Annotated in this window: 14 protein-coding genes; 7 read left to right on the top strand and 7 right to left on the bottom strand. The window is 49.5% G+C overall.

The window, feature by feature from the left end:
* The first annotated feature begins 42 nt into the window (after positions 1 to 42).
* The 4 genes from Q1B04_RS03335 (at position 43) to secDF (ending at position 4,936) form a co-directional block, all read left to right on the top strand.
* Positions 43 to 663, top strand: a complete 621-nt coding sequence (locus tag Q1B04_RS03335; protein WP_299755514.1) for a uridine kinase — start codon at positions 43 to 45, stop codon at positions 661 to 663.
* Positions 660 to 1,352 (top strand): TrkA family potassium uptake protein, encoded by a 693-nt coding sequence (locus tag Q1B04_RS03340; RefSeq protein ID WP_299755515.1) that lies wholly within the window; start codon positions 660 to 662, stop codon positions 1,350 to 1,352. The genes Q1B04_RS03335 and Q1B04_RS03340 overlap by 4 nt, the downstream gene beginning before the upstream one ends.
* Positions 1,353 to 1,395: 43 nt before the next feature.
* Complete coding sequence (locus tag Q1B04_RS03345; protein WP_299755516.1) at positions 1,396 to 1,773, top strand: RNA methyltransferase; 378 nt, start codon at positions 1,396 to 1,398, stop codon at positions 1,771 to 1,773.
* Between the two features lie 169 nt (positions 1,774 to 1,942).
* Positions 1,943 to 4,936: a protein translocase subunit SecDF gene (gene secDF / locus Q1B04_RS03350; RefSeq protein ID WP_299755518.1), complete on the top strand. Its 2,994-nt coding sequence runs from the start codon at positions 1,943 to 1,945 to the stop codon at positions 4,934 to 4,936.
* Between the two features lie 382 nt (positions 4,937 to 5,318).
* Here the strand turns inward: secDF and Q1B04_RS03355 are convergent, their stop codons facing one another.
* A complete protein-coding gene (locus Q1B04_RS03355) occupies positions 5,319 to 5,933 on the bottom strand; it encodes a NifU family protein (protein WP_299755519.1) in 615 nt (204 codons plus the stop codon).
* 211 nt (positions 5,934 to 6,144) lie between these two features.
* On the opposite strand from Q1B04_RS03355, the gene Q1B04_RS03360 reads away from it, so the two are divergent.
* A complete protein-coding gene (locus Q1B04_RS03360) occupies positions 6,145 to 7,536 on the top strand; it encodes a sodium:proton antiporter (protein ID WP_299755522.1) in 1,392 nt (463 codons plus the stop codon).
* A gap of 254 nt (positions 7,537 to 7,790) precedes the next feature.
* Entirely contained in the window at positions 7,791 to 8,468 is a 678-nt protein-coding gene (locus Q1B04_RS03365; protein ID WP_299755523.1) for a carboxypeptidase-like regulatory domain-containing protein, read from the top strand.
* Positions 8,469 to 8,470: 2 nt separating this feature from the next.
* Here Q1B04_RS03365 and aroC read toward each other — a convergent pair whose 3' ends face one another.
* Both aroC and Q1B04_RS03375 read right to left on the bottom strand, forming a co-directional pair.
* Positions 8,471 to 9,550: a chorismate synthase gene (gene aroC, locus Q1B04_RS03370; RefSeq protein WP_299755526.1), complete on the bottom strand. Its 1,080-nt coding sequence runs from the start codon at positions 9,548 to 9,550 to the stop codon at positions 8,471 to 8,473.
* Between the two features lie 4 nt (positions 9,551 to 9,554).
* Positions 9,555 to 11,045, bottom strand: coding sequence for a BatD family protein (locus tag Q1B04_RS03375; protein ID WP_299755529.1), 1,491 nt, complete (start codon positions 11,043 to 11,045; stop codon positions 9,555 to 9,557).
* 302 nt (positions 11,046 to 11,347) lie between these two features.
* On the opposite strand from Q1B04_RS03375, the gene Q1B04_RS03380 reads away from it, so the two are divergent.
* A complete protein-coding gene (locus tag Q1B04_RS03380; RefSeq protein WP_299755531.1) occupies positions 11,348 to 11,560 on the top strand; it encodes a hypothetical protein in 213 nt (70 codons plus the stop codon).
* A 3-nt stretch (positions 11,561 to 11,563) separates the two neighbouring features.
* Here the strand turns inward: Q1B04_RS03380 and queG are convergent, their stop codons facing one another.
* The 4 genes from queG to Q1B04_RS03400 all read right to left on the bottom strand — a co-directional run bounded on the left by queG (position 11,564) and on the right by Q1B04_RS03400 (position 18,056).
* A complete protein-coding gene (queG, locus tag Q1B04_RS03385; protein WP_299755534.1) occupies positions 11,564 to 12,508 on the bottom strand; it encodes a tRNA epoxyqueuosine(34) reductase QueG in 945 nt (314 codons plus the stop codon).
* A 170-nt stretch (positions 12,509 to 12,678) separates the two neighbouring features.
* Entirely contained in the window at positions 12,679 to 13,722 is a 1,044-nt protein-coding gene (ruvB, locus tag Q1B04_RS03390) for a Holliday junction branch migration DNA helicase RuvB (RefSeq protein WP_299755536.1), read from the bottom strand.
* Between the two features lie 475 nt (positions 13,723 to 14,197).
* Positions 14,198 to 15,376: an acyl-CoA dehydrogenase family protein gene (locus Q1B04_RS03395; RefSeq protein ID WP_299755538.1), complete on the bottom strand. Its 1,179-nt coding sequence runs from the start codon at positions 15,374 to 15,376 to the stop codon at positions 14,198 to 14,200.
* 208 nt (positions 15,377 to 15,584) lie between these two features.
* A complete protein-coding gene (locus Q1B04_RS03400) occupies positions 15,585 to 18,056 on the bottom strand; it encodes a TonB-dependent receptor (protein ID WP_299755540.1) in 2,472 nt (823 codons plus the stop codon).
* Positions 18,057 to 18,086 lie beyond the last annotated feature (30 nt).

Genomic DNA, 18,086 nt, shown 5'->3' on the forward strand with positions numbered 1-18,086 from the left:
CTGCTAAAGTCTTAATTTTGTGGTCTGAAACTAAAGCTTCCTATGCAAAAGCCATTCATCGTCGGAATTACAGGAGGTAGTGCTTCAGGAAAAACCACTTTTTTGAACAAGCTGCTTACTTCGTTTGATCCTGAAAACGTTTGCCTGATCTCTCAGGATAACTACTATAAGCCGCGCGAGCACCAAACCTCAGACCTGAACGGGGTCATCAATTTTGACCTGCCTTCGTGCATCGACGACGAAGCCTATGCCCACGACGTACTGAAAGTGAGCCAAGGCGAAACCGTTTACCGGCAAGAGTATACTTTTAACAACCCGGATGTAGTGCCGCGCCAGTTAGAGTTCAGGCCGGCGCCTATTGTGGTGGTAGAGGGCATCTTCGTGTTTTATTTCGAGGAGATTGCCAACCTGCTGGACCTGAAAGTATATATCGACGCTAAGGAATACATCAAGCTGCAGCGCCGCATTGTGCGCGACAAAGTAGAGCGCGGCTATGACCTGGACGACGTGCTGTACCGCTACACCAACCATGTAGCCCCAACATACGAGAAGTATATCAAGCCTTACAAAAACGACGCGGACATCATCATCCCGAACAACGCCAACTTTGAGCGCGGCCTGGAGGTGCTCACTACATACCTAAACGCTAAAATTAAAGCATGAGGAGCAAATTTGCGGTAATTGGCCTGGGTATCTTCGGCCACTCTATTGCCACCACCCTGGCAGAGCGCGGCGCCGAGGTAATTGCCATCGACAATGACGAGGACCACGTAGAAGCCATCAAAGACCAGGTAGCCTACGCCGTAGCACTGGATGCCACCGACATTCGCTCCCTGGAGGCCCAGAACATAGGAGACATGGACGCGGTGGTAGTAGCCATTGGCGAGGACTTTGAGGCTTTGCTGATTACTACTGCTAACCTGCAGGAGCTTAACGTGAAACGCGTCATTACACGCGCCTCAAATAAGCAGCAGCGCCGTATTTTGGAGAAAATGGGCGTGCAGGAGATATTGTCGCCGGAGGGTGAGGTTGGTAAAACGGTGGCGGAGCGCCTGCTGCAGCCAAGTATCCGTACCTTCCTGCCGCTACCGGATAATTACGAGATTGTGGAGATTAACGCGCCGCGCAATATCGCCAACCGCAGCGTGGCCAAAATATCGCTACGCGAAAAGTATAACCTCAACCTGATTACCATTAAGCGCTTTTTTGAGGAGATACAGGACGGCAAACCAACCCAGGTAGAGCACATTATTGGTGTGCCAAAGGCCGACACTATTATTTACCCGTCAGACATTCTGCTGCTTATCGGTAAAAAGCAGGATGTGAAGCGATTTATTGATGTGAACCGTTAAAATTTCTTTTTTAACAGAAAAGATTTCATATTTGCGGTTACACATGCCAAAAGCCAAAAACATATCCAGCCACTTAAGGCATCTTCTGATGTCGGTAACCTTGCTGTGGGCGCTCATGCTCAACGGCCAGGAGGTGGTGGCGTATACATCGGCTAATGGCACGGCGGCGCAGAAAAACACCGAACTTGCCTCTTCCCCTGACGCAGAGAAGTCGTGCGTAAAGCAGAAAGTATCGCTGGAGGGCACCACTTCTTTTGTGGCCCTGAAAAACCTACAGCAGGACATGGAGCCGCTGCCACAGCAGCCTGGTTTTGCCTATCCGGCCAATGCGCTTTTGCCAGCCGCTTACACAGCCGTACCGCCCGGCGCAGGCTTTGCAGCCCGTATTTTACCTACTACAGTACAGCCCAACGCCCCGTAGGCTGCCCACCTTTATATTTTCTTCTCTCTGCTGATTTTCAGCACCTGCACAACACCATATTAGGCTCTAAACGGAACGCTAACAACTGTATTACAGTTATTTATACAGCTCCAGGAGAGAAGTATACTTTGTACTCACAATTCAATCAATTCATACTTTTACTTAAACAATGCGGAACAAATCGTTTATTATCGTTCTGACGTTGATCGTATCGGCTCTCTGCCTTTACTTTCTGTCGTTCTCCTTTGTTGCCGGCAATGTCCAGAATGATGCGGAAGCATACGCCACGGACGCGCAGGGTAACGTAGATCTTGCAAAAAAACAAACCTACCTCGACTCCATGTGGAAAGAGCCCGTGTTTATGGGCATGACTTACCAGGAGGTAAAAGAGAAGGAGCTTGGCCTTGGCCTTGACTTAAGAGGTGGTATGCACGTGGTACTGGAAGTATCACCTGTAGAGATCATCAAGTCTATGTCTGGCAACAGCAAAGACCCTAACTTCCTGAAGGCGCTCGACCGTGCACAGCAGTTGCAGCGTAACAGCCAGGAGCGTTTTACAACACTTTTTGCAGAAGCTTACCGCGAGATTGAACCGGATGGACGCCTGAGCCGCATCTTCTCTAACACTGCCAACCGTGGCAAGATCAGCTACGAATCAACAAATGAGCAGGTAGTGGAGGTGATACAGGCTGAGGTAGACGACGCCATCGACCGCTCTTTCAACATCCTGCGTACGCGTATCGACCGTTTCGGTGTAACGCAGCCAAACATCCAGCGCCTGAAAGGTACCGGACGTATTCAGATTGAGCTTCCGGGCGTAGATAACCCTGACCGTGTGCGTAACCTGTTGCAAGGTATGGCTAACCTGGAGTTTTGGGAAGTATGGACGCCACAGGAGTTCAACCCGTACCTGATGCAGGTAGGCCAGTACCTGGACGAGCAGCAGCGCGCCGGCAACCTGAACCTGCGCGGCACAACCGCAGCTGCAACAGCAGCACCTGTTACTGAAGACACTACGGAAGACGTACTGGCTCAAGCTGCCGGCACAGACTCTGCAGCCATTGCCATTGCCGCTGCCGCACAAACCGACACAGCCGCTATTGCTCAGGCAGCAGATACAACCAATCTGGATCAGCAGGGAAGTGTACTGGCACGCCTTTTCACAGCTATGCCTGGCGGAATCGGGGCTAATGTGCGCGACACGGCCACCATCAACAACCTGTTTAGCCGTGCTGAGGTACGTTCTATACTTCCTCCAAACATGAAATTTCTGTGGAGTGTTAAACCACTTGCCGGCGATGCTGGTCAGGAGTTTGTAGAACTTCATGCGATCAAGAAAGGTCGTGATGGAAAAGCGCCGATGAGCGGTGATGTGATTAACGATGCCCGCCAGGACTTTGACCAGGCAGGCCGCCCAGAGATCAGCATGACTATGAACCCAACCGGCGCCAGAAAATGGGCTCGCCTGACAGGTGATAACATTGGCCGCCAGGTAGCTATCGTGCTTGACAATTATGTATACTCTGCCCCAGTCGTACAAGGCGAAATTACGGGCGGCAACTCTTCTATTTCCGGTAACTTTACTGTAGACGAAGCCCAAGACTTAGCCAACATCCTGAAAGCCGGCAAAATGCCAGCTCCAACCCGCATCGTGGAAGAAGCTATCGTAGGTCCATCTTTGGGTCAGGAGGCTATCAACCAAGGCTTGCTGTCAACTATCGCCGGCCTGGTGATTGTGGTTATCTTTATGATTGCTTACTATGCGCGCGGTGGCTTTATCGCTGACCTTGCCCTGCTTTTCAACGTGTTCTTTATACTTGGTGTGCTGGCCCAGTTTGGCGCAGCGCTTACGTTGCCTGGTATCGCCGGTATCGTACTTACACTGGGTATGGCCGTGGATGCGAACGTACTGATTTTTGAGCGTATGCGCGAGGAAGCCGCTAAAGGCCTGAGCATGCGCGAGGTAATCAATGCTGGTTACGACAAGGCTTTCAGCACTATTTTGGATGCGAACGTAACTACCTTTATAGTAGGTTTTATACTTTATTTCTTCGGATCTGGTCCGGTAAAAGGCTTCGCCATTACCCTGATGATCGGTATCGTTACCTCTTTCTTCACATCCGTATTTATTTCAAGGCTGTTGGTGGAGAGCACGTTTAAGAGAGCCGGTAAACTTTCGTTCTCTTCTGCACTTGCCGGAAAGATGTTCCGCAACATCACTTTTGATGTCATGAAGTACAGAAAGCCTGCTTACGCTTTCTCCCTGTTTATACTTGTGTTCGGTTTTGTAGCAATGGCTATTAAAGGACCAAACCTGGGCGTAGACTTTACAGGTGGCCGCTCTTACGTAATTGAGTTTGACCAGGCCGTTCCTGCTTCTGACGTACGCTCTAACCTGATGGACGACTTCCAGCAGGCAGGTACAGAGGTGAAGACTTTTGGCGCATCGAACCGCGTGAAGGTAATTACCAGCTGGATGGCCGACGACGAAAGCATGGAAGCTGACAACCAGGTAAAAACAGCACTGGAGCAGGGCCTTCAGGAGTACAGCAACCTGAACCCGCAGATCCTGAGCTCCTCTAAAGTTGGCGCCACTATGGCCGACGATATTCAGAACACTGCCCTGATTGCCATATTGCTGGCGCTTGTAGGTATCTTCCTGTACGTGATGATTCGTTTCACGAAGTGGCAGTTCTCGCTGGGTGGCGTAGTAGCCCTCCTGCACGATGCCTTGATGATCATTGCGGTGTTCTCTATCCTGAACCTATTCGGTATCTCTTATGAGATGGACCAGGTGTTTATCGCGGCAGTACTGACAATCATTGGTTTCTCTATCAACGATACTGTGGTAATTTTTGACCGTGTGCGTGAGTATATGAACGACAACCCGCGTGCAGGCATCAGAGCAGTAGTTAACCCAGCCCTAATCAGCACCTTCAGCCGTACCATCATTACTTCCCTGACATTGTTCCTGGTAGTGGTGATCCTGTTTATCTTCGGTGGTGAGGTACTACGTGGTTTCTCTCTTGCTATGATCATCGGTGTACTGGCAGGTACTTACTCTTCCCTGTTCATTGCCACACCAATTGTAGTAGATACCACAAAAGACAATACAAAGCAACCTGTAGCAGCTACTCCGCAGGTAGCGCAGAAAGTTCGCTAAGCAATAGCGGCAACATAAAACAGGAAAGCCCGGAGCAAACGCTTCGGGCTTTTTTGATTTGTGGGGAAAGCTTATCCTTTATCTAAGGCTGCGATTTGTACACGTATCGATACTACCGCAAGATTCCATCTTGTGGCTTTTAGCTTGCAAAAGTATCAACTGAGCAATAAACGCAAGCTGAAAGCTTGTCTCATGGAGAACCACGAGTTGTAAACTCGCGGTAGGTAAGCTTGTTTTATACTTGTGCCATAATCGTAGCCTTACCTATGGAGGGCAGTGGCAGCTAATTACAATACCACAGTAAGTTTGTTTCATCCTCCTAAAAACAAAAGAGCCAGCCCCTAACGGAGCTGGCTCTTCTTATACTTTATACTTCAAATGCTTAAATAGTTACGCCGTCAGCTACTACTTCTTTTACTTCCGGTACCATACGCTTCAGCAGGTTTTCGATGCCGGCTTTAAGCGTTACAGTGGCAGATGGGCAGCCGCTGCAAGAACCTTGCAGGTGCACCGTTACCACACCCTCGTTATAAGACTTGAACGTAATGTTACCGCCATCCTGCTCTACGGCAGGGCGTACATAGTTTTCAAGTAAGTCAATCACTTTCTTAGATATCTCAGCGTCTTCAGCTGATGTCTCGCCGTTTACAGCGTCGGTTGGTTGTGCTTTGGCAGCAGAGAAGCCTTCGTTAAAGATTGGCCCGCCTGCCTCTACATAAGACTTCAGAAATGTACGCACCTCCGGAATAATCTTTACCCACTCCAGGTCCGTGTTTTTGGTTACAGTAACAAAGTTGCTAGCTATAAACACGCGTGAAACGTAGTCGAAATTGAAAAGCTCCTGTGCTAGCGGCGACTCCAGTGCGCTCTCCAAATTTGGATAGTCCACGCTCTGGCCGTCAGGCAGCATCTGCACGTTCATCACAAACTTCATCGACTCCGGGTTAGGGTTAGCCTCTGCGTACACAGAAACCATCTTTTCTTTATTTTCTGTCATGATATTTCGCTATTTAAGGTTAAAACCTGTGGCTAATGCATTAAGTTTCCAAAATTAGGCATTATTTACGACAAGTGCATGGGTACCTGCTGCTGCTGCTCCATGTAGGTACATATAAACGCGCCCCAACCCTTGACGATCTTTAGCATTTTAGCCCAGAAAATGTATCTTTGTGCTGCAAGCAAAATTATAAACTGCACTTACCCACACCATGCTAAACAATTTTATACTATTGGTACAGGCTCAGCACGCCTTACCCATGTTCCTGATCATACCATTCCTGATTCTGATAGGTATGATCGCTGCTGGTCCAATTTTCTTCGGGCATTTCTGGGAGCACAACTATAAAACCGTTGCCGTTGTGCTTGGCTTAACTGTGTTGGCTTACTACCTGTTTGTTTTAGGAGACTTCCACATGCCAATACACACCATGGCAGAGTACATAACGTTTGCGGTACTGCTTAGCTCTCTCTACATTGCGGCAGGCGGTATTTACCTCAATGTAAACACCAACGCTACTCCTGCGGTGAATGTGGCCTTAGTGGCTGTAGGCGCTATATTGGCAAACTTTATCGGTACAACTGGCGCCTCGCTCCTGCTTATTCGCCCGTTTATCAGGCTGAATGTGCACCGCATAAAACCTTACCAGATTGTATTCTTTATTTTTATAGTAAGTAACGCCGGTGGTTTGCTTACACCGCTAGGCGACCCTCCGCTGTTTATCGGCTTTATAAAAGGGGTGCCATTCTTCTGGACGCTGCAGCACCTGTTTACGCCATGGATACTTTCTATCGCACTGCTTTGCCTGCTTTTCTTCCTGGTTGATCGCCGTAATAAAGAAACAGAATACACTCCTCGCCCAGAGGTTGTAGCTAAAATCAACGAGAAAACTGAATTCCTGTTTACCGGCAAGCGTAACCTGTTTTGGCTTGCCATTATAATTGGTGCCGTATTCTTAGACCCTAATGTGATAGACGGATTGCCGCACATCTACTATGATGGCGCCAAAATCTCTTTCTTGCGTGAGATCATCCAACTGAGTGCTGCCTTCCTGTGCTACCGCTTCTCCAGCAAGACGGCTCTGGCCGGCAACCACTTCAACTTCCACCCGATTCTGGAGGTTGTGTTCCTGTTCTTCGGTATCTTCTTTACCATGATGCCGGCACTGCAGCTTTCGGCTCAGATTGCTTCATCGCCAGCCTTCGCGCAGTATATCACACCAAACTTCTTATATTGGTCAACGGGTTCGCTATCCGGCTTCCTGGACAATGCTCCGACTTATGCTAACTTCCTGTCATTAGCTATGGCTAAATTTGACCTTTCACAGGGCAATGTAGCGGATGTGCGCCAGTTTGCAGCAGGCACTTCTAGCGCAGGCATCGAAACACTAATTCAGTTAGAAGCCATTTCGCTGGCAGCTGTGCTCTTCGGAGCGTTTACATACATTGGTAACGGGCCAAACTTTATGGTGAAAGCCATCGCGGAAAGCGCAGGTATAAAAATGCCTTCTTTCTTCGCTTACATCCTTCGTTTCTCTATCCCGTTCCTGCTGCCAATCCTGATTCTGGTTTGGTTCCTGGTGGTACACCTCCGTATTTTTTAAACAAAACTTATAAGCATAAAGGCCGCCTTTGCTATGCAAGGGCGGCCTTTATGCTTTATGTCAGTACCCAATTGAGCCTTTTTTTCTGCTGTGTATTATACTTACTAACAAACACTGCTGCCTGCAGCAATGCCTCAACAAACTGCTTTAGCAATAAAATTATATATAGTTGCGTTTCAATATTTATATATTGAAAAGTGCGTTTCTTTTATCCGCAGTACTCAAGATGCACCTACCATAAGCTATGAAAAACTATGACGCCACTGATCAGAAACCTTATTGCTATACTTTTGCCTCTGATGTTTCTGCTGCCAGAGCAGGCAAAAGCACAGGAACAGAAACAGGTAGTAGTGCAGCTGTCGGGTATGGTGGTGGCGGGAGATAGTGCAGCAGGTTTGACAGGCGTTGCCGTATTTGTGCCGCAAACCACACGTGGCACCTACACAAATCCGAAAGGTTTCTTTTCGCTGCCGGTGCTGCCCGGCGACAGCGTGGTAGTAGCCGCACTGGGCTATCAGAAACAGTACCTGCTCATTCCTGACAACTTTACCGGCAACAGCTATTCCACACTTTTACAGCTGCTAGAGAGCCCAATGGAGCTGCCTACTGTAAACGTGATGCCGTGGGCAACTGAGCGCGAACTTAGAGAAGCGGTCTCTAAGGTTAACTTGCCCAAGGAGCCAAAACCAGAGGTAGACCTGGGGCCGCTGGAGGAGAAAGACCTTACAAAAATGCGCGCCATGGATGGAGAGGCTAACGCAAAGTATGGCCTGCAGCAGACAATGCGCCAACAGCAGCGCCGCTACATGGTGCCCAGCGATGTGAACCTGCTTGGTATCCCGATCGGCAGCAAAAAGAAAAAGGCCTCCCGCGCAAGTATAAAACGCTCGAGAGACCTTGTTAAAGATCAGGAAACCAAACCCAAAGACTGAATTTATACTTTGTTTACCTTCTGGCGCAGCAGGAAATCCGCGATAACCAATGCGGCCATGGCATCTACGATAGGCACAGCCCGGGGAAGCACGCAGGGGTCGTGGCGGCCTTTGCCTTGCAGCGTAATCTCCTCGCCGGCGTCGTTTATGGTTGTCTGGGGCTGCAAAATGGTGGCTACCGGTTTAAAAGCTACGTTAAAGTAAATATCCTGCCCGTTACTGATACCACCCTGTATGCCACCGGAATTGTTGGTGCGGGTACGAATATCCCCCTGCTCATCGGTATAAAACTGATCGTTATGCTCCGAACCATGCATTTTTACGCCTTCAAAACCACTGCCGTACTCAAAGCCTTTCACGGCGTTTATACTTAGCATGGCCTTGCCTAGCTCAGCGTGCAGCTTGTCAAAAACGGGCTCTCCTAGGCCAGCGGGCACTCCTTTTACAACGCAGCTCACTACACCACCAATGGTATCTAGGTTATCGCGTGCCTGCTCCACCACGCCAATCATACGGGCAGCCGTTTTACCGTCGGGGCAACGTACTTTGTTGGAGTCTACCTGGCTCAGGTCAAGCTTGTAGTATGGTTTGCGCAGTTTTATACTTCCCACCTGCGATACATAACCATGCACCGTAATGCCGTAGTGCTGCAGCAGTTTAGCCGCCAGTGCGCCTGCCGCCACACGTGCCACTGTCTCGCGGGCAGAGCTACGCCCGCCGCCACGGTAATCGCGGGTGCCATACTTGGCTGTGTAAGTATAATCTGCGTGTGAGGGGCGGAAAGCGTGCTCTACATGGCTATAGTCGTGGCTGTGCTGGTCTTTGTTGTTTACTACCATGGCTATGGGCGTGCCCGTTGTCTTACCCTCAAACACGCCGGAAAGGATGGTTACTTTGTCCTCCTCTTTTCGGGGAGTGGTAATATCGGATTGGCCGGGGCGGCGGCGGTCCAGCGCATGCTGTATCTCTTCTATCGAAATTTCCAGACCGGCCGGGCAGCCATCCACTATCACACCTACTGCCGCACCATGCGACTCGCCAAAGGTTGTTATCTTAAAAAGCTTTCCGTAGGAGTTGCTCATATTGTTATCGTTTAATAAATATAAACGCTGATACAGCTAACAGCACCAGCAGAATAATATTGGTGTAACGCTTTACTTCGTTTAGCAGGTGCAGGCTCTCCAGCGTGTTGTCCTCGTTGTTGATGATATTATAAAACGTGCCTAAATCCCGCGACAGCACAAGCGCGTCGTTATCTGGGGCACCTGTTATTTGTACCCGTGATGTGGGGCGCAACGTGTCGTAAGCTGCCGTAGTGGGGTTAAAGTATACCCATTGCAGCACTTGCCCCATATCGTAGATGCCGGGCTCACGCGCAACCACTGCATATGTAAAATTCTTAGAGCCCATTACTTGGCCCGCTCGCCTTGTAATATCCTGTTGCACATCCGGTGGATAAAACTCCAGCCCCGGCGGCAGGTTGGGCGACGGCGGCATAATGGCTGCCAGGTTGCCTGTCCCCTCTACCTGAAAGGTATAGTTAAAAGTCTTATTTACGGGCACCACTTCTTTTGCCAGCTGCTCCTGCAGGCGGTAATCGCCGACGGGCACTACATCGCGCAGCGGATGCGGGGGCAACTCTTTCACCTGCACCTCCCGTGGCCTGGAGAAGAATGTTTTAAAACCCTCCTGCCTATCCTGGGTGAGCAGTGTCGGGTTTTTAGCTACTTTATACTTTATCATCTGGAGTTGCAGCTGCGGAAATGATAGAGATTTTGCCGTGATAGGATACAGTACCGCCTCGTATAGCTTAAAGCGCAGGTATGGCTCCCCCTGCACCGTTACGTTTTCAGGGGTTATCTCCGTAAAGTCAAAGGTTTCTTCCCATACATGCGACTGCTTCAGCTGCCGCAGAATGCCGTTTATCTGATTGGCGAAGTCGTAGAAATCAAGCAGGCGCTGGTCTTGCTCAGCCAGGTAAAAGTACAAAACTACGTTCACGTCCTCTCCCACAAATATTTCGTTTTTGTTGGTGTACAGCGTCAGGAAGGCATTATCGTCTTTGTCTATAAACTCTACCTCCTGCTCTGGCTGGGGCTGCTCCTCTTCCGCTACAATCATATCTGGCGGCAGGTTAGCGTCCTGCGGCACATCGGTCTGCAGCTCGGTCACGTTTATCTCCATACCCTCCGACTGCAGTGTCTGCCCGTTTACCTTCATCGTGAAAGGCTTTAAAGTATAATTCCCTTTATCTAAGGCGGCATAATTCTGTGTGATGGTAAGGATAGTGGTGGTGGTGCCTCCGGTGATGATGGTTTTGGTGGATGAGTATTTGTTGCTTTTCTTAAAACCCTCGATTTCGGGGAAGGAAGTATACTCTTGCAGCTGCTGGTTTTGCAGCCGTACCGAGATGGTGTAGTACTGATTCAGGGGCAGCGAACTCTTACCCAGCTCAATAGCGATCTGCTGCGCCAGGCCGGGCACAAGCAGCGTTAAGCAAAGTATAAGGGTAAGGGCTAAAGCTCGCATGATTTTGACCGCTTCGTTGCGGCTATCGTCCTGAGGTACAAAGGGCAAATTTAATACTTTTTTTGTTGGAAGCACGTTGTAATCGCAGAGGCGGGCTTTGCTAAGAAATAGGCATTGATTGCATTGTAATCCACATTTCCATATCGGCAGAGCAATATTTTACTTAACGTTTCAGCAACTGGCGTTAGTGTGTTTTGCTAATCTTCCTGCTTTGCCCGCCTTAGCTTTAGCTCGGCATCACATTATATTTTTGCAATAATTTTAAACATTTTAAGTATATTTAATATAAATAAAACGTGATAGCAGCACCAAAAAAAACCTTTACCGTAAGTATAACCAGATTACCAAAAATGGCTTACTATTTACCCAAAATGCTGGAATACGTTAAAACAATCTTAGTGAAGGTTAGCTTCGATAAGATGTTATTTGAGAAGGAGCTGCGTAAGGCTTTTAAAGTACTCATGAGAGAGGAAATTGAGCAACTAAAGCAATGGTGCTACAATCAGTTCTCAGGTGTTTACCTGATAATCCTTAACCGCGTTTTTCTAAAGCACCAAGTGTGATCTTTATTCCTCTTCCGGGTTTTCTTGCACAAAGCGGATATTGCGCACCAGTCCGTTATAGCCGGTGCGCTTTACCGCTGACTTCTTAAACAGCTGCGAAAACACTTCGTGTGTCAGTTCCTGCCAATCATTTTTCTGGAGGTGCTTCAGATCAGGGTGTGCCGCAAAGGCTGGCTCGTTGTGGGGTTTGCTGAATCGGTTCCAGGGACATACGTCCTGACAAATGTCGCAGCCGAAGACCCAGTTCCCGAACTTACCATGCATCTCCTGCGGCAGCTGGTCTTTTAGCTCTATGGTGAAGTATGAAATGCATTTGCTGCCGTCTACTACGTAAGGCTCTGTGATGGCTCCGGTCGGGCAGGCATCCAAACAACGGGTGCAGGAGCCGCAGTAGTCTTTTATCGGGCCGTCATACTCCAGGTCTAAGTCTATAATCAGCTCCGCGATGAAGTAGAAGCTGCCAACCTGTGGTGTAATCAGGTTTGAGTTTTTGCCCATCCAGCCCAATCCGCTTTTTTTAGCCCAGGCTTTATCCATCACCGGCGCGGAGTCTACGAAGCAGCGGCCGCCTACCTCTCCTATCTCTTCATTGATATAAGCCAGCAGTGTTTTCAGCTTGTCTTTTATCACAAAATGATAATCGGTGCCATACGCATACTTCGAGATTTTGTAGGTATCCTCCTCCTGCTGCTGGTTCTCTTTTTCGGGGAAGTAGTTGAGAAGTAACGACACCACTGATTTGGCTCCGTCCACGAGCAGGCGCGGGTCCAGGCGCTTATCGAAGTGGTTCTCCATATAATGCATCTGTCCGTGCATGTTCTGGTTGAGCCAACGCTCCAGCCGGGGCGCCTCCTCCTCCAGAAAATCCGCTTTGGAAATGCCGCAGTACATAAAGCCCAGCTCCTGCGCCTTTTGTTTAATCAGGTGTGTATGTTTCTCTTTGCTCAATTTATACGTTGGCTTATACTTCAGTCTCAACAAAAGTAAGGCAAAATAAATCCAACGGCAGGTTTTAACGGCGTTTTATACTTGCAGTCCCGTGTAAGAGCCCACCTAAGTTACTATTTTTAATCAGTTTAAGAGATGGTCGCTTTAGCCAGAAACACAAATAGCTTAATTTATTCGGGTTGGTTAAAAAGTCCACCAGAAGCAATTTCCTGTGGCGGAATTTTACCCATGTGGCGATAAGCTAACTCAGTAGCCTCGCGGCCACGGGCTGTGCGCTTAATATAGCCCTCCTGTATCAAAAAGGGTTCGTATACTTCCTCAATCGTTTCAGACTCTTCGCCGCAAGCAGTGGCAATAGTTGTTAGGCCCACAGGACCGCCTTTAAACTTGTCGATGATGGTGAGCAGGATGCGGTTGTCCATATCATCAAGGCCGTTGTGGTCCACGTCCAGCGCGTTCAGGGCAAACTTGGCAATGTCTACTGTAATCGTCCCATCACCCTTTACCTGGGCAAAGTCGCGGGTGCGGCGCAGCAGGTTGTTAGCAATACGCGGCGTACCACGGCTACGGCGGGCAATCTCGAAAGCTGCATCCTCGTGTATAGGTGCGCCTAATAGCATTGACGAACGCTTTACGATGGAGCGAAGCAGTTCGGCATCGTAATACTCCAGGCGTGAGTTAATGCTGAAACGGGCGCGTAACGGCGCTGTAAGCAAGCCCGAGCGGGTGGTAGCACCTATCAGCGTAAATGGGTTTAGGCTGATCTGCACGGAACGGGCATTGGGGCCCGAATCGAGCATGATATCGATCTTGTAATCTTCCATGGCCGAGTACAGGTACTCCTCCACCACCGGATTGAGGCGGTGAATCTCATCGATAAACAGCACATCGTTCGTCTCCAGATTGGTGAGCAGGCCTGCTAAATCGCTGGGCTTATCGAGCACCGGCCCGGAAGTCATTTTGATGCCTGCATCCAGCTCAGAGGCAATAATATGCGAGAGCGTAGTTTTACCCAATCCCGGAGGTCCGTGCAGCAGCACGTGGTCCAGTGCCTCGCCACGGCGCTTGGCTGCCAGTACAAATATTTTCAGGTTCTCCACCACTTTGTCCTGCCCCGCAAAATCACGGAAGCTGAGCGGGCGAAGGGCCTTGTCTATGTCCTTTTCGGCCGGCGTCATGTAATCGTTATCGCCGGTGAGATAATCTTCTCTCATAAGTATAAATCTTCTTCAAAAATGAGCTTTCGCTGCTCCTAAAGGTAACAGTTTTGGCTGTGCTTTCGCTCCATTTATACTTACGAATTTACGGCTTTTTGCTAATTATTTTATAGTTTCCGATTACAAATCTAATATAATTAGCAAATCTTACTGCTTTTAGGTATGATAGCCACGGCTTATCCTCTACTAGCGCAGGAATTCTTCCCGTGTCTTAAAATAGCGTTGAGTTTTCAACTCAATTAGGCCGGAGGCACAGCTATACCTTGACACACACCAGCTTGCTCACATTATGGGAAAAACATACTAACGAAGCTAAAGCCTAGTTCTTTTTGAGCCCAGGAGATGAAATCGTGTGCAGGAAATCCAGTTTATCCAACAATCCTGTAAATCCTGATTCAAACAAGAAAGGCAGCCACTATTGCAGCTGCCTTTTTATACTTTGTCTCCTCGGTTAAGGAGTAGCTAATAGCAATTATTTAAATGCTGAGATACCCGTAATATCTGCGCCGGTAATGAGCAGGTGAATGTCGTGGGTGCCTTCGTAGGTGATCACCGATTCCAGGTTCATCATGTGGCGCATGATCGGGTACTCGCCGGTAATGCCCATGCCGCCGTGAATCTGTCGCGCCTCACGGGCAATGTGCAGGGCCATGTCCACGCTGTTTCGCTTGGCCATAGAAATCTGCTGCGTGGTGGCTTTGCCTTCGTTCATCAGCGTGCCCAGGCGCCATACCATCAGCTGAGCCTTGGTAATCTCGGTCAGCATTTCGGCCAGTTTTTTCTGCGTCAGCTGGAAGCCTCCGATCGGTTTATCAAACTGGATACGCTCTTTGCTATACTTCAGCGCCGACTCGTAACAATCAATAGCGGCACCAATAGCGCCCCATGAAATGCCGTAACGGGCAGAGTCGAGGCAGCCGAGCGGGCCGCGCAAGCCGGATACGTTTGGCAGTATGTTTTCCTTCGGGATCTTCACGTTGTCGAACACCAGCTCGCCGGTGCAGCTGGCACGAAGGCTCCACTTATTATGAATTTCAGGCGTAGAGAAACCTTCCATACCGCGCTCCACAATCACACCCTGTATGCGACCTTCATCGTTCTTAGCCCAAACCACGGCCACCTGGCACTCCGGAGAATTTGAAATCCACATTTTAGCTCCGTTCAGCAGGTAATGATCTCCTTGGTCTTTGATGTTGGTCATCATGCCGCCCGGGTTAGAGCCAAAATCCGGTTCTGTTAGACCGAAACAGCCCAGCCACTCGCCGCTGGCCAGCTTAGGCAGGTATTTTTTGCGCTGCTCCTCGGAGCCATACTTGTATATCGGGTACATCACCAAAGAGCCCTGCACCGAAGCTGTAGAACGCATGCCTGAGTCGCCGCGCTCAATCTCCTGCATAATGATGCCGTAGCTGATATAGTCTAAACCGCCGCCGCCATACTCGGTAGGTACAGTTGGACCGAAAGCGCCTACATCTCCGAACTTCTTCACGATCTCGGAAGGGAAATGTGCATCCTGCGCCCACTGCTCAATGTTGGGAGATATCTCACGCTTCACAAAATCGCGCATCGTCTGGCGGATAAGCAAATGCTCCTCCGTTAGCAGATCATCAATGTTATAGTAATCAGGTGCTCCTGATGGTTGGTAGGCCATAGTTCTGTTTTAAGGTTGTGAGAAAGGGTAATACGCAAAGTTAAAATTTTCGCGAAAATCACCATGTTTTAACTCAAAGATAAAAGTATACCGCACAACTTGCTCTGCATTAACATGAACTACTACAGTTGCAGGATGTTTAGCCCTAAAATCAGAAAGCCCTGCTGGTTGGCAGGGCTTTCTGATTTAATATGTTTGTAAGATAACCTTAAAATTTGAGGCCTACAGACAGCAGGTAGTTGCGGGTAGCCTGCGGGTAATAGAAATTCTCGGTAACCTGACCGCCTGCGATGTAGCTAAAAGTATAGCCATTGGCTGCGTACTTCTCATTAAACACATTGTTTACCAGCAGCCCCAGTTCAAGCTCCTTTAGCGTATTACCAAGACCAATAGTATAGCGTACGCGCAGGTCGCCAACCTGGTAGCCTGGAATGGCGCGGTTCTCATTCTCAGTGTTGTCGAGGTACTGCTGGCTTACCGTTTTATAGATAAAGGCGGTGCGCAGGCCTTTCAGCACCTCTACCTCCAGCTGGCTGCTGGTTACCCAGTCCGGCGAAAAGGCGATAGTAGTTTCGTTATAGTCGTTGCGCAGCTGGTCGCCGTTGTCATAGTCATCAATAAACTCGCTGAAGTTCTCAATCTTATTCCGGCTGTAGGCGATGTTGCTGCGCAGGCTGGCGCGTGTGCCCAGGTTCAGAGCACCGGCCAGCTCCACGCCCTGCCGGTAGCTTTTGTCTATGTTGGTGCGGGTATAAGCGCCTACATCATTTATCTGACCTGTTAAAACCAGTTGGTTCTTATAGTTCATGTGGAAGAGGTTTGCTTCTACATTAGCCGTAACGCTTTGGCCTAAAAGCCCCCCGATGCCAAACATGCCTCGGTAACCGGCCTCCAGGTTGCGCAGCGTTTCGTGCTTTGGCCGGCTGTTTGGCGTTGACTCCGTAAAATCGTCGCGCACCGGCTCGCGGTTACCGACCGCAAAGGAGGCATAAAACTGCTGTTCCGGCTGCAGGTTGTATGTGATACCGGCTTTAGGGTTCACAAAAGTATAATCTGCGCTTTGTGTGATGTTCTCTCCGTCGTTATCAAAACCCAGGAAATCATACGTTACGGTGCGCAACTGCAGGTCTCCGAACACGCTTAACTTATCCGTTAGGCCATAACTGGCTTTGGCGAACACGTTAAAATCGGTCTTCTCAGCATCGTTATCATAGTATACATCCCGAATGTTAGAGGTAGAGGCAAAACGAGCCCAGATTATCTCTCCGAAATGGCGGCCTTCATACTTGTTCCAGGCTCCGCCCAATGTGGCGTTCAGACGGCTGTTCGGGTTGTACTGCAGTGCGTAAGTAGCGCCGTAAAAGTCATTGTCCAGCCAGCGGCGGCGGATAATATCTGAGGTTTCGATAGTTTCCCCGCCAATCTCCACGTTCGGCAAGCCATAATCCGCCAGGTCGTCATCAGCCCTGAACTGCTCATAGTACCCACGGCCATACGTGTAATGCAAGGCTCCGGAGAAACTCAGGCCCGGCATAAAATCGTGCGTCAGGTGCAGCTGGTAGTGGTCCTGCTGGTAATTATCGGTTTCGTTGTCGTAGGTGTAATAGTTGTAGGTGCGGCCGGAGCGGAGCAGGTTTTCTTTGTCGTTGCCTTCAATCCAGTTACGGTCAATGTAATCCTGCAGGTCCTGCGCATTGCCATACACGAGCGCTTCGGGTGTGCCGTACCATGCCTGATAGGTTTTCTCCTGCCCTGAGAAAGTCACGAACTTCAGAGAGGTTTTGTCTCCGTAGAAACCTCCAGAAAAGTAAAAGGATTTCAGGTCGGAGGAGGCACGATCAATGTAACCATCTGATTTAATGCGCGACAAGCGGCCGTCAAACGCAAACTTGCCATTTATCAGGCCGGTGCCGAAGCGCACATTGTTTTTCCAGGTGTCGAAAGAGCCGTAGCTGTTGTCGGTTTCGGCATAGGCTTCGCGGCGCACCTGCTGTGTCTGAATGTTGATGCTGGCGCCAAAGGCTCCGGCACCGTTCGTGGACGTGCCCACACCGCGCTGCACCTGAATATCCTGCACAGAGGAGGCAAAATCCGGCATGTTCACAAAAAACACGCCGTGGCTCTCCGAGTCGTTTACCGGAATACCGTTTACCGTTACGTTAATGCGGGTAATGTCGGAGCCACGGATACGGATGCCTGTGTAGCCAACGCCTGCGCCTGCATCAGAATTAACGACTACGGATGGCGTTTGCTCCAGCAGGTAAGGCAGGTCCTGCCCAAAGTTACGCTCCTCAATCTCCTCACGGGTAACGTTGGTAAATGTGGTGCCTGTTCTTTCGTCGGCGCGGGTTGCCTGCACCACCACCTCGCTTGCCTGCATGGTTTTCTGGCGCAAATCAATGTTCAGGTTGATATCCTGCTGCAGGTTTACGTTTACACGCTGCTGCTCAAAACCAACATAACTCACTTTTAAAGTATAGCTGCCCGTAGGCAAATCGGGGAAAGAAAAGGCACCGCCGCTAGCCGTAGCGGCACCTACATTGGAGTTCTCCAGCACAACAGTGGCACCGGATAGTCCTTCGCCTGTGGCGGCATTGCTTACACGCCCACTCAGGGTGTGCTGCGCCAACAGTTGCAACGGCAACATAAATGCCACCACTGCCAATAAAAGCTTACTCATAAAAAATTAGAAAAAGAAAATGGTGAAACA

Source organism: uncultured Pontibacter sp. (assembly GCF_947495565.1).
In the GTDB taxonomy this organism is placed as follows: Bacteria; Bacteroidota; Bacteroidia; order Cytophagales; family Hymenobacteraceae; genus Pontibacter.